Annotated in this window: 13 protein-coding genes; 3 read left to right on the top strand and 10 right to left on the bottom strand. The window is 31.9% G+C overall.

Features of this window, described 5'->3' with window-relative positions; all coding sequences use genetic code 11:
- Positions 1–4 precede the first annotated feature (4 nt).
- Both ACUUYC_RS02910 and hemL read left to right on the top strand, forming a co-directional pair.
- The gene (locus ACUUYC_RS02910) at positions 5–511 is read left to right on the top strand and encodes a hypothetical protein (RefSeq protein WP_474263658.1); all 507 of its coding nucleotides are present in this window, start codon (positions 5–7) and stop codon (positions 509–511) included.
- Positions 512–515: 4 nt separating this feature from the next.
- Positions 516–1,799: a glutamate-1-semialdehyde 2,1-aminomutase gene (gene hemL, locus ACUUYC_RS02905; protein WP_474263656.1), complete on the top strand. Its 1,284-nt coding sequence runs from the start codon at positions 516–518 to the stop codon at positions 1,797–1,799.
- Between the two features lie 66 nt (positions 1,800–1,865).
- Here the strand turns inward: hemL and ACUUYC_RS02900 are convergent, their stop codons facing one another.
- Positions 1,866–2,198 carry a hypothetical protein gene (locus ACUUYC_RS02900; RefSeq protein WP_474263654.1) on the bottom strand — a complete coding sequence of 111 codons (333 nt, stop codon included), beginning with the start codon at positions 2,196–2,198 and terminating at the stop codon, positions 1,866–1,868.
- Positions 2,199–2,303: 105 nt separating this feature from the next.
- Positions 2,304–2,777 (bottom strand): hypothetical protein, encoded by a 474-nt coding sequence (locus tag ACUUYC_RS02895; protein WP_474263652.1) that lies wholly within the window; start codon positions 2,775–2,777, stop codon positions 2,304–2,306.
- Positions 2,778–3,228: 451 nt separating this feature from the next.
- Between ACUUYC_RS02895 and ACUUYC_RS02890 the strand changes: the two genes are divergently transcribed.
- A complete protein-coding gene (locus ACUUYC_RS02890; protein ID WP_474263650.1) occupies positions 3,229–3,885 on the top strand; it encodes an ATP-binding cassette domain-containing protein in 657 nt (218 codons plus the stop codon).
- Between the two features lie 2 nt (positions 3,886–3,887).
- On the opposite strand, the gene ACUUYC_RS02885 is transcribed toward ACUUYC_RS02890, so the two are convergent.
- From ACUUYC_RS02885 to ACUUYC_RS02850, 8 genes are all read right to left on the bottom strand, one after another.
- Complete coding sequence (locus tag ACUUYC_RS02885) at positions 3,888–4,490, bottom strand: hypothetical protein (RefSeq protein WP_474263648.1); 603 nt, start codon at positions 4,488–4,490, stop codon at positions 3,888–3,890.
- Positions 4,491–4,496: 6 nt separating this feature from the next.
- On the bottom strand, positions 4,497–5,192 hold the full coding sequence (locus ACUUYC_RS02880; RefSeq protein ID WP_474263646.1) for a DUF6263 family protein: 696 nt from the start codon (positions 5,190–5,192) through the stop codon (positions 4,497–4,499).
- 123 nt (positions 5,193–5,315) lie between these two features.
- Entirely contained in the window at positions 5,316–5,636 is a 321-nt protein-coding gene (locus tag ACUUYC_RS02875) for a hypothetical protein (protein WP_474263645.1), read from the bottom strand.
- Positions 5,637–5,643: 7 nt separating this feature from the next.
- Positions 5,644–5,985, bottom strand: a complete 342-nt coding sequence (locus ACUUYC_RS02870; protein ID WP_474263642.1) for a hypothetical protein — start codon at positions 5,983–5,985, stop codon at positions 5,644–5,646.
- 11 nt (positions 5,986–5,996) lie between these two features.
- Positions 5,997–6,353 carry a hypothetical protein gene (locus tag ACUUYC_RS02865; RefSeq protein WP_474263641.1) on the bottom strand — a complete coding sequence of 119 codons (357 nt, stop codon included), beginning with the start codon at positions 6,351–6,353 and terminating at the stop codon, positions 5,997–5,999.
- Positions 6,354–6,366: 13 nt separating this feature from the next.
- Positions 6,367–8,814 (bottom strand): hypothetical protein, encoded by a 2,448-nt coding sequence (locus ACUUYC_RS02860; RefSeq protein WP_474263640.1) that lies wholly within the window; start codon positions 8,812–8,814, stop codon positions 6,367–6,369.
- Positions 8,815–8,829: 15 nt separating this feature from the next.
- Positions 8,830–9,165: a nucleotidyltransferase family protein gene (locus ACUUYC_RS02855; protein WP_474263639.1), complete on the bottom strand. Its 336-nt coding sequence runs from the start codon at positions 9,163–9,165 to the stop codon at positions 8,830–8,832.
- Positions 9,165–13,151: a hypothetical protein gene (locus tag ACUUYC_RS02850; RefSeq protein ID WP_474263637.1), complete on the bottom strand. Its 3,987-nt coding sequence runs from the start codon at positions 13,149–13,151 to the stop codon at positions 9,165–9,167. The genes ACUUYC_RS02855 and ACUUYC_RS02850 overlap by 1 nt, the downstream gene beginning before the upstream one ends.
- Positions 13,152–13,200 lie beyond the last annotated feature (49 nt).

Below are 13,200 nucleotides of genomic sequence, written 5' to 3'. Positions count from 1 at the left end.
TTTGATGAATTTTCTCTTCAATAAAGAAGATCCTCAAGTTAGATGGCAGCGAAAAACGGAAAAAACTGTAGAATCGTTGAAACATTTAGGAGTTCATTTTCCTATTATACATTTTGATAATGATCTTCTTCATGAATTTAGAATATTTTTTAGAGAAGAAGATTTAATTGCTGAGTCTATTTCTGGACATTGGGGATGGGATTTATCAGGAACTAAAGATGTAAATGATACTAATGAAATAATTGTTGATAGTAATGGATGTGAGTATACCGTAGATCATAAAGTATATCATGATGCGCTTGATCATACTTTTTCTTATGTAGGGAAAAAATTAAAAACTATAGATTTGAGTGAGTTAAAACTTAAAATCATAAATAGTCGAAAAGAATTTCTAGAAATTTTTGATTCAGAGAAATTAGATACTTTAGGAGAATTTGCAGATACAATAAATAATAAAAACACATTTGAAGAACTAATAAGTTGTTTAGATGTTGACATTAAAAATAAATAATATAATGGAATATAAACGTAGCAGCGCGCTGTTTGAAGAAGCACAAAAAGTGATTCCTGGTGGTGTAAATTCACCTGTTCGTGCGTTCAAAGCTGTAGGCGGAACACCAATTTTTGCGAAAGAAGCAAAAGGCGCTTACATTATTGATGAAGACGATAAACAATATATAGAATATATCAATTCGTGGGGACCAATGATTTTAGGTCACGCCTTTAAACCTGTAATTGATGCGGTTGTAGAAAAAGCTAAAAAAGGAACTTCGTTTGGAATGCCAACAGCTATCGAAACTGAAATTGCAGAATTGGCGGTTTCTATGGTGCCAAATATTGATATGATTCGTTTTGTAAATAGTGGAACGGAAGCATGTATGAGTGCGGTTCGTTTAGCACGAGGATTTACTGGAAAAGATAAAATGATCAAATTTGCAGGTTGTTATCATGGACATAGTGATGCTTTTTTAATTCAAGCTGGAAGTGGAGCCGTTACATTTGGAAGTCCAAACAGTCCTGGAGTTACGCAAGGAACAGCAAAAGATACTTTGTTGGCTCGTTTCAATGATTTGGAAAATGTAAAAGAAATCATTTCTCAGAATAAAGGAGAGATTGCATGTATTATTATAGAACCTGTAGCTGGAAATATGGGTTGTATTCCACCAGTAGAAGGATTCTTAGAAGGATTACGAACTTTATGTGATGAACACAATATATTATTAGTATTTGATGAGGTGATGACAGGATTCAGATTGGCAAAAGGTGGTGTTCAAGAACTACTTGGAGTTGATGCAGATATTGTTTGTTTTGGAAAAGTAATTGGTGGCGGATTGCCCGTTGGAGCCTTTGCTGCTCGAAAAGAAATTATGGAACATTTAGCACCACTTGGACCAGTGTACCAAGCGGGAACATTGAGCGGAAATCCGTTGGCAATGGCTGCAGGATTAGCAATGTTGCAAGAATTAAATCAAGGTGATGTTTTTCAGAGTTTACACGATAAAACAGTATATCTACACAAAGGAATTGAAAAGGTATTAACTACCGCTGGTGTAACACATCAAATTAATCGTATTGGTTCTATGATTTCAGTACATTTCTGTGATGAGCCAGTTATTGATTTCGCTTCTTCTGCAAAAGGGAATAATGATTCATTCAAGAAATTTTTCCATGGATTACTAGATAGAGGAATTTATATTGCACCATCAGCATTTGAAACATGGTTTCTATCGGATGCTTTATCATATGATGATTTAGACAAAACAATTACAGCTATAGAAGAAGTAGCAAAAACACTATAATTTTAAAATATTGATAAATAAAAAACTCGGCAATTTGCCGAGTTTTTTTTATGATATAAGTAGCTGTTACTGCCCTCTTTTCTTTTTTTCTTGTCTCGCTCTATCTTTCATGAATGATCTGCTGAATTTTCTGAGTTGATCAGTTTCTAAAACGTCACTAATCTTTTTTCTTGCTGCGGTAAGTGCTTCATTTTCTGTAGTACCATTTACTATTTCTGTTTCTAAAGCTAAAAAGATTTTATATACTTTTTTTACTTGTGCAGAACTAAGCTCTAATGATTTTTGCAATTTGATTGTTTCATTTTTTGCTTTTAGTTCAAGACTTTCTTGTGCGGTTGTTGTTTGAATTCCTAAAAACAATACACAAACAAAAGTGAATAGTGTAATATATTTTTTCATAACTATTATTGGTTGTTGTTAGCTGAATAATAACTCAATAATACTAAAATTGTAGAGAAATAACAAAAAAGAGAAGCTTTTTAACTTCTCTTTCGTTGTACTTAACTATTTTCTATTGTTGCGCTTTCCTTTTCTTCCTTGCTTTCTTTTGCCTTTACGCGCTAACATTTTCTCCCATCTTTCGTATTGATCTTTAGATAGAATTTGTTTCACTTTTTGTTTGTAAGCAATTTTAGCATCCAAACGTTGGTTCATCATTGCATACTTTTCTTCGGAAGTAAGTTTTTCTTTTTTCTCCGTTTTAGCTTTACGAGCGTCCATTTTTTGCTTTCTAACTTTTGCAGTTGCTGTATGTAAAGCTAAAATTTGTTGTTGTTGATTTTCAGATAAATCTAAGGCTAAAGTCAATTTCTTTGTTTGCAATTCAGCCATTTGCTCAGGAGAAAGATCTTTCATAAATTTCTTTGCTTTTCCTTTTTTCATTTCTTTTCGCTCATGACGATCTGTTTGATCAGTTCCTTCTTGTGCAGCTACATTTAATGTAAATATAATTGCGAGTGCATATACAATGTGTTTCATGTTTTTTATTGTTTTAAATTGTTTGCTTCTATGACTTGAAAGATTTCAGAAGGTTTAATTAAAAGTTGAATTTAGGATTTGTTTAACAAGAAACTAACGGTTTTTAACGTGTGGTACTTAATTGAAATTCATTTCTTTGAAAAACACCAAAAAGATATACATGAAAAACATTATACACGTTTTTTATTATGCTAAAGAATTGCTTACACTTTCCGTATTTCTTACGGTGTGTTATGTAGTGTGTAAATTGTGTTCCATATCAATAGAACCATTGATTATTAGTGTAAAACTGATCTTACCACTAGTGTTTTTTATTACTAAAAAAATGAACAATCAGAGTACATTATACTTTTTATATAATTTAGGAATACGCAATCGTACGATTCTATTTCTCCTGTTTCTATTTTGTATGATTGATTTTTTAATAGTGCAATTTTTTATTTAATAATATATGTTAGAAGTTGATAATGTAGAGAAATATTATGATGCTGTTCAGATATTGTATGGTGTGTATTTGAAAGCAGAAGAAGGGCAAGTTACAGGCATTCTAGGAAGTAATGGTTGCGGAAAAAGTACTTTATTGAAAATTATATTTGGCACATTAAAACCAAAATATAAACTGATTAAGATTGACGGGAATGTTTTGTTAAAAAAAATGTACACAACAGGAATTGCCAAATATTTACCGCAGCATAATTTTATTCCTGATTTTTTATCTATTCGAAAAGCATTGCAATTATATAAAGTTACAGAGGAAGATTTTATGTCATTTTTTGTTGAAGATAATTTCGATTTATCTCAAAAATTCAGAAACCTTTCAGGTGGACAACGCCGAATTGTAGAAGTGTTTTTAACTTTAAAATCACCTACTAGAATTATTCTGTTAGATGAACCTTTTTCACATATTTCACCAGTACAAGTAGAGGTCATTAAAGAATTGATCGCAAAAGAAAAGCAACATAAAATTATTGTGATTACGGATCATTTATTCAGAGAAATCACTGAAGTTTCGGATGCTATCTATTTAATCAAAAATGGAAGTTCTAAACGTGTTCAAAAACTCACCGAATTGGAAGATTACAAATATATTTCACAAGGAAGTTTGTAAGTTTAGATACGCTTTAAAGTCTTTGTGTACGGTCTTTTTTCAGCGGCATTATTCAACAAAAACATCGCAACTAATATATAAATCAATCCAATTACAAAAATGCCAACAAACCCAAAATTGGCAAATCCACTTATAAAACTTCCATAGCTAACACCGTAATATTCTTGTAAAGAAGTTATATCTGCTCTTTCGCCAATATCTGCAATCTTGAATAAGTAATAGATTAAACGGGCAAAAATCAAGATAGCAACGAGCAAGTGAATTTTAATATGACTTATAGCACTTGGTCTTGTAACTGTATATTTTAAAACGGAAATCTCTTTTTTTAAAGTATTGAATACAGCATTACTATCAGCAACTTCATCAATAAACAGTGTCTTTTTTGCATTTTTCTGATGAATTTCGATTCTATTTCCACTGAAAATAACGTGTTCAATAGTTGCAAAATGAATTTCATTCAAACCTTTAGGAAGTCGATCGGCTTCAATACTTTTTAGTTGTTGTTCTAAATCGTCTTCTTTTTGCGTACTAATGTAGACCGTTTTATCTTTTATAAAGATTAATGAATTATCAGTTGATTTTGGAAATGTCCAGAGGTTTTGCATTTGGTATTATTTTTTGTAGATACGAATATCGCCAGAAATATTATTAAAACCATTAAATCCGGTAATTTCTAATTTCCCTTCTTCTAACATTCCATTTTTAATATTTAAGAGATAAATTCCATTAAAAGATTTGGTAAACCCTTCGGCATCTCCTTTAAGATCCGAAAATATATTAATATAAGCCAGTGAATCTTTTCTGATTTTTTTTAACGTGTATGTTGTAGTTACTTCATTAAACATGATATCATCAATAGGTTTGGTTCGTTTCCATGAATAGCCTGGTTGAATTGAGTCATTTGGTAATTCAATGAAGAAGTTATTAATGTCAAATAGCAATTCCATTTTTTGATTACTATTTAGGTATGCAAGATTTTCTATGACTTTGCCTTGCTTATTTATTTTGAAAACTACAGGGCGATCTATGAAATTTCGTTGGTAATACTCATTCGTTTCCTTGTCTAATGCCGAATTACTTTTCCAATTCATTTTTTTGATTTCAGCATTCATCTCTAATGTATTTTGTGCGATGTCAACTACTTTGAAATCTATTTCTTGTGTAATTGTTAATTTCTTAGATTCCATACTAAAAACATACGCATATGTTTTCTCCTTTGGAATTTTATACGATAGTTTTATTTCTTGATTGTTTTGCGAACAGCTTAAAAAGCTCAACGTTATAAATGCTATCAGGAGTTTTTTCATGAATTGTATTTGTTAGTTTATAGTTGATATGTTTATGTTAATATGAGAGTTTGTAGCTTTATTCAAAGCTAGCGTAAGCAAGATGCTCGCGCTAGCGTGGTCAGACTTTTTATAATTTCAGCATTACCACACGATACAATCGTGCGGTAGCGAGGGGTAGCTTTCGTATTGTTCTTTAAATTTTCTTCTAAGTTCTTCTTTTGTAGGATCGAAGTCTGGATGAAATAATAAGGTTTTTATTCTTTCGTCAATTTTGAAAGTTATAATTTTTAACTGGTTAACTTCAATTTGAAAATCTAACTTTGATTCTACTTTGTTTTTAATAGAGTTTAAAAATGATATAGTTAGATTAAAAACAGCAAACTTTTCATAAGGAGAAAGCATATCATCTCTATATACTTGACCATGCTCAATTATAAAATTTATTTTTTTGTCAGTTAGCATAGTTTTATTACTTGTGACTAAACTCTTCTGTATCTGGATACCAATAACGATCCAAACTTGGAGCTAATGCATTATTCTCATAAAAATCTAAATACTTTTCTAAAGGATAAGCTGTTCCAAACAGGACCACTTTACCCGATTCTTTATCGACCAAAAAAGGAGGTGTGCCTATTAAATGATCTTCTACATCTTGTGTTTCAAAATATTTTTTTCCATCAAAAGCATAAATGTTTCCATACGCTTTTTTTTCGATATACTCTGGAAAAAGCATATACTCAGTATCATACTCTCTACTAAGAAAATCAATATATTTTTCTGCTATTTCTAGCATGTCTTTGTCTGTTAGCATTATATGAATATTTATTCATGACTATATCGATCTTCATCAGGATACCAAAAAGTATCTAACGCTGTTTGTAAATTTCCATTTTTGTAATCTTCATATTGTTCTTCAGGATGATAATGAGTCCCAAAATGTAAAACTCTACGATGTTCTTTTTCTACTAAAAATGGTGTGGCATTTATTCTATATTTACGGTCTAATGTTTCATAAAAAAGCTTAGCAATAAAATAGTAAACATTGCCAAGCGGTTTTTTAATAGTTTCATTAATCATTAATTCATAACTTGTTTCTTGTCCTAATTCTTGCGCTTTTTCTTCTTCTATTTTTTTTAAATATTTCTTTGCTATTTCTAACATCTCTTTGTCTGTTAACATAATTTATATTTTATTATTCGATTTTTAAATACTGATATCCTTCGTTGTAAATTGGACGTCTTCCTTTGTTAATTAAAAGGTTCATGAATTCAGAACCTTGTTCGGTACTAAATTTAGCAAACTCTCCTGTTTGAGGATCATATAAATGTATGGTTTTATTCCTTTTTATACCATACATATAGTGACCAAACATATCATAATCAAAATTTCCATATCTTCCTATTACTTTTCGTTTATCGAAAACACCATAAAATATAAAACTCTGACCATCCTTTATCAATACTGGGTTCTCATTTAGTCTTTCAAGAGCTTTAAGCTTATTCCCCACATCAGTAAATCTTCCAGCTTTAAATTTTGCAGCAACTATTTCTGTAGATTGGTAACTTGATTTTGCTGCCCGATCTATTTTTCCTGTTTTTAGAAAATCATCTAAAACTTTAACGGTATTTCCACAATTTTTATAACTAATTTGAACGACTTTACCATTCACTGCTATATGGTTAAAATGAACTATAGCTTCCTCTAAATAATCAATAGCATTTTTCCCTGTTAATTTCCCTGTTTTCCATAAATCATCTAGTTTTTCAAAACTTTCTTCAAATGCTTTTACTTTTACAGGGTTACTTGTTACTACTACAGAACGACCTTTAGCATGTCCGCCAACTTTCTTACTCTCCTCAATCAGCTCATCAATTTGCTTGCCAAGTTTAGGATTATTTTTAAGCTGCCCTTTTACTGTTTTCCCATATTTTAATATCCCTTTTGCTAAATAGTGCGAGATCATACCTGCGCTTACGCAAAAACTAATAATAGGCCAGTGTGTTACAAACCATTTGCCTGCTTCAGTTCTACTCAATGCTCGCTTTACTGCAGGGCTTAAAATGGCTAAATTTATTGTACTAACTGTTATATCAATAATAGCAAATATACGGGCAATTCCTCTAACGCCTGCGGCTAAAGCACCTCCACTAAATATAATACTAATAACATCAATAACCGCAAAAGTAGCTGTAAGTACATCTCCCCACTCGCCTTTGTCACCTAAATATTTAGCATACATGGCAATAGTAGGAATTTTTACATGCGCTTGTAGCATTTCATCATAATAACTAAGATATACAATATCAAAAGGATGAAATTTATTGGATGCATTATTTTGGTTGTTAATTTCTTCATCTGGCAACACAATATAAATACCAAGTCCGCCAGAAGGAAGTGCTACATATTGAACTGGGCGATCCCGTTCATTTACTAACTCAACTTTGCCCTTGTCATCACTGTATAAAATATTGGTTTCTATATGTTTATCTTCACTTAGTTCAAAAACTCTTGCTTTATCTTCAGAAAAACTTTTCCCTTTTATGGCTAATACAATTGCTGTAAGGAATGTGCAAAATTGTTCTACAGAGTTATCATCATGAAACCCATTAAAAAGCTCTATAATTTTTTGTGGATTTTTATTAAAATGATTATATACAGTAAGCGGGTTTAGAATACGTAATGCTTTGAGAATAGATTTCGTAGTATCTATTATAGCAGAACCTTTATCCCAACTACTAAGTTCAAGAACAATTTTAAAAGTATCTTCAAAATCTAGATGTTGACCTACAAAATATGGTATGTTCTCATAAATCCATTGTAGGTTACCATATTTATAATCAATTAACCGTTGGTCGTAAGGATAATTATTGGACACTTTCATTATTGCTTTTTTAAAGGTGTCTATAATTTCATTTTGAAATTCTTCCAACCTTTTAGGAGCTATTCTAATTTTACTGTGCTTTAAAAACGCATCAAAGTCATCATATTTTGAGGAGCTTACAGTAAATGCAATTTCGCCCTTATTGTCTTTTTCTTTTACACGTTTTTTGCCATCGTAATAATAATGTAGTTTATAGGCAACTTTACGATTTTTGTAATCAAAATCGAATTCAATTTTACCTGTCAAATCATATGAGTTATCTATGTGAATATTAACTATGCCTATTTCTGTATTTAACCTAGCATTAAGATTTAAAACACGCTCACCAGATACTGTATTTTCTTTTAAAGGGTTTTCACGTTTTACCGTTACAGTTTCTGTATAGCTGGTTGGGTTGCCTGCCATACGGTCGAATTTTGCATCTATTCCATGCGAAATAGTTTTCTTAACTGTTTTGGTAGTAGTACCTATGTAATCCTTCCAATTAAATACGACATCTTTTTGATTAGATATTAGTTCTGAAAGCTTCACAAAATCGATGTTTTTATTTATGTATTCTGGACTATAAAACTTGCTCCTTCTCCCAAAAGGCGTACTCATTGCTATTTCGTTAGAAATCTCACGAGCTGTTTTATAGGTTCTTATATTAGCTAATGGATCTTTGGGTCTTAAGTTTTGCAGCGCTTCTAGGCTATCAAACCTAATGTTTTGTGGTTCTTCTTCATTTTCTTGGTTAAGAAAATTAAATATATCACTCATAATTTTCTATTTTTTTTATATTAATGTATTATTGGGATATAATTCTACATACTCTTGATAGCGCATCATTTTTTGTAGTATCAATTCCGTAGTAATCGTTAGATCTATGTGATAATTTTTGGCTGTTGTCCAAATGTGTGTGTTGATAATTGGGAAGTTGCATACCATGATGATGTCCCAATCTTTTCCGTCTAATTTTTTCCAACCTTGTATAGGCGTTTTGGCCCTGCTTCCATACAAATAAATTTGATGCACAGGCGTAATGCGTTCTACGTGTTGTTTTAGCTCATGGAGAATGTATGGCAACACTTTATCGTGCTGCCATATCATTTCTAATTGTATTGTACTCATTATTGGAATCTAGCCAATGGAAGTAATACGTCAATTTCCCCATCTATAAGTGATGTTGCATATCTATCTTGAATTCTATCAATGTACTTAGTAGGCGAACTTACAATAACACCTTCTGAGCTGATATTCATTTTCAATACATCATGTGCAGGATCATTTATAGAACCTGAACCTTCTGTAACAGGTTTTTCAAATGTGAATGTGGAAATACGATCATAATCGATACGAAATTGTAAGCCCGAAGGATTTCCAACCGAATCAAATACATGCTGAGCTTCTACACCAGAAATTAACGAAATTTTCTTTGCTAGTTCTTGATGTACAACACCTGCACTGTCTTCAGGACTCCAAGCAGCATCACGCTGAATTACAATTTCTTGATCCATACATTTAAATATGATCGGGAATGTTTCTGCATCATCTAAATCAAATACAGTTTGCATGTGTGTGCCAAAATTTCTTAAAAATGAAACTTGAATTTCCTTTTTAGTAGTACTAGTATCGCCAATTTGTAAATCGTTAAATACAGTAATGTCATTTGAAATATTACTACTACATTCTGTTTGATCTGATTCAATGAAATCATCAATATCATCACATTCACAAGGCAATGCTTTTTCTACTTTTAAACCAAGACTGTCTGCTTGCAAAATAGTCAATGAAGTTGGGACACGTGTTTTCCAAGCTTTTCCTTCTTTCATACCTAATGGCTTATCAAGCTCATCAATAATTGAACGATATAAAGGATTGTCTAATACTGGCAATTCTCCACCATTCCAAATACTTCCTGTACTCATGTAATGTAATACTGCTTTTTCAAATCCTGGGCGAACTGTTAATACAACTCTTGCCAAACCTGCTTGCATGAAGCTTTTGAATAATGGATCGTTAATTTCGGAGTTGTATAATTCATTCCATTCGTTACGATTTCCCCAATAAAAAGGGTAGAAGCTATACGACATAATTTCCCATTCAAATGCTTGTTCTATAAACTTAGCAAAAGACGCATACGCATCTAATGATTGTGTAACTGTTACATTATGTGTGTTTAATGCATCACCTGTGTACATCTTTTTACCAAATGTATTTGTAGCTGTTGGTGCTTGATCCATTAAATATGATAAACAGTTTTTGCGTAATACCGTTTGTTCAATTTGACGATAGAATAACGGATTCGATTCCTTTAACTCCGCTACTTTTGTCTCTTCTTGATTTTTTTGTGCTAAGTATTCAGCAAGTTTGTCTTCATACGCTGTAATAATAGCATTGAATGTTTCTAATTGCCATTTTTCTAATGTTTCGTCTAATCTTTTTAATTCAATACTTACGTTAGAATTTCCTGAAAGATGTGTTAACGATGAAAAAGAAACAGGAATACTCGTTACAAACTTTGAAAGTGATCTTGTTGAATTTTGAGGCATTTTTATGCCACCAACAATGATATGTGTTTGTCCATCTCCAGAATCTTCACTATCTACCCATGCAGCTTTAGCTTGATAAGCGTAGTAACCTTCCGGAATTTCTAATTCAATGTCTTCTCCAAAACTTTCGTGTGCATCAGTTAACGCTTCTGTTGATTTGTATGAAAATGCTTTTCCAATAAACATTGTTTCTACAGGTGGCTGATTCACTTCTGCATTATATATAGCTGCCAATATTTTATAGTTTCCTATTTTAATCTCAGAAGCATTACTAATTGTTACACCTTCTATAGTCACTTTTCTTGGGTCTAATGGTTCTGACAGAATCATTGTTTCGCTTGAAGTATCTTCAGCCATTGATGTTGAAGCCAAACGATGTAATTTTGACGGTTGCGGAATGGCAAATTCATACATTAATCGTCTTCCATAATTGAAAATTTGATTTTTGTATATTTTATCAATCCATCGGTACACACCAACAACATGTTTGTCACCTTTTCGATTGTCAAAACCATGTGAATTGTTTTCTTCAAACTCTTCAATAATTTTACTAATTCGTTCTTCTTTTACACGTTGCACAACGCGATCCATTGCTCTCGATGTAATTTCTTGTGCTTCTGTCATCGCTTGATTAATGCTGTCTTCACTTGATGTATGTGTGGCGAAATTAGCACCAACATTTAAATTGAAGCTAAATCCAGTACCTGAATTTCTTCCAACATTTGAATTTACAAAAGCTGAAGAATCTTGTGATTCTGAAATGACTTGTGAGATTTCATTTTGCATTTCAAAACGATCTGTCGAAGTTGTATCTGTCAAGCGTTCTTTTTCAGTTTCAGAACTGGTAGACGTTGTATTTTCAGAACTACGTAATCTACGTGTAGACTTTTCCTTGTATTCACGCGCCATTACATTTTCAATGTGAGATACTTCTCCTTCTGAGTAACAATGTACACTTTGCTCAACCTTTCTATAATCTGCAATTCCCAATTGACGCATTCCGTAACCAGAAGGAATAAAATTTTGATCACTTGAAACTGGTATACTATCATCAATAGCAATGCTACCTAAATTACAAGTGTTTGGTTTTAAAATTTGATCGTGTGTAAACACAGTTCCATCTAATAATGTCACAATTGCTTTTAGGCGAAGATTTGCATGTTGCGCTGTCGGAATTGTCAATACATCACTCAATAAACCTACTTTTACTGAACCTAGTGCATCTGCAATAATATTAAAAGAAGTACTGCTATGTAATAAGTTGTCAGAAATGTCAAAAACTTCTGCACTTACAGATTGTATAGGCGACAATGCTTGTTCTGAAGGATTTGTAATGTGTACAAAAAATCCCCAATAGGCTAAATTTGTTTCTTTGTTAAAACGTCTTCTAGAACAAAAAGCAGTAGTAGTTTTTGTCGCGTCATTCCCATCATTGTTTACTGGTAAAATTGTACCATTAACACTTACCGATTTTTTGTAAAAATCTGTATTTTCATATAAAGCAGCGGTAACATTTCCTGTTTCTTTTGTTAATAATGCTGTTGCTTGCGCGAATGTTTTAATCTTATTGATAGGTTTCAGAAAAGATAATGTTTCGTACGCAAGTGATGAAAATAGTGTGTTAGCTTTTGTTGCATCAATTTCTTCTCTAAAAGAAAAAGAAAATATTGGTAAATCTGGATATTTTACATGCTCAGGTTGATCGCACGGATTTACATTTGAAGCATCATAAGGACTACCTTCTCTAATAGTACACCAAGCGGCTTTTGCAGTTTTTAAATCTTCTTGATATTGATCTAAGAGAGCTTTTACGTCTTTATCATGATTTGCTTTTGCAACTTCATATGCAGCATTGTAATCAGCTTCATATGCAGTGTGTAGTGTAACAACTTCATCAGTTACTTTTTCTAAATTTTGTAATTCTTGATTAGCAATACTTGCTAGTAATGTTTTTGGTAAAGAAACTGCTTTGTACGTTGTTGTATCTTTTAAAGCTTTGTCATCGGTTGCAGTGTCGTCAGAAAAGTCGAATAACTCTTTTGGTAAAATTACTTTTGCATACACAATCGTTTTTACTAAACTTTCTTTTTCTTGGATGTCTAATTCTTCTCCTTTCGGAAAATTAGCAATCACATGATTTGCTTTTAATAAGTGAATTGCAGCTTCTTTGATATAGAAATCTTCTTCTGTTATAAACTGATAAAATAAATTATCCCATAAAGCTCCATCATCATATAAGCTGCTAATTCCAAATGTTTTGGCTTCAATTTCGCCAACGGTTGCAGTCGCTCTGTTTTTAGCTAACCATTCAGAGAATTCAAATAATTTTGAATCTAAATTTTGAACTCCTTCTTTTGTGAGAACACTGAAAGTTGTTGCAGCAGTTTGCAATACTTGCCATTTGGATACACCAGGTTCTCTGTCGGTCATAGCATCATAAAAAACAGATCCTTTAGCAGCTTCAGAAGGGAAAATGAATCGTAATTCTTTGTTTTTTTCTTCGCTCAAATCTGGATTTCTTAGACTTGTGAAGCGAAATAGTGTTTGTGAAATTTGATCTTTCATAAATTAATAAATAATAATTGTTATACTTTAAATTTTGGCATACGAGATG

This window comes from Kordia sp. E (assembly GCF_056033805.1).
This window is presented reverse-complemented; position numbering and strand designations above follow the sequence as displayed.